The 237-nt window shown below is 53.6% G+C and carries 1 pseudogene; it reads right to left on the bottom strand.

The features are described 5' to 3' along the window. Positions 1–45 precede the first annotated feature (45 nt). Positions 46–237, bottom strand: a pseudogene (locus Ga0451573_RS19565) (glutamine synthetase); the annotation flags it as partial.

Here is a 237-nt window from a genome sequence, read left to right on the forward strand (position 1 = left end):
CGAACCACGCACAGTGCTCCTGAAGCCAAAGAAACCTCACTCAAATCAGACGTTCAACAGCAGATATTCACGCTCCCATGGACTGATAACCTCCATGAAAGTCTCGAACTCCGCCCGTTTGATGGCTGCGTAGGTGATGGCAAAGGACTGTCCCAGCATGGCGGTCAGGTCCTTGTCCTGCTCGAACAATATGGTCGCCTCGATTAGCCCGCGCGGCAGTTCGATGAGGTTGTCATT

The organism is Phosphitispora fastidiosa, assembly GCF_019008365.1.
GTDB lineage: Bacteria > Bacillota > Thermincolia > Thermincolales > UBA2595 > Phosphitispora > Phosphitispora fastidiosa.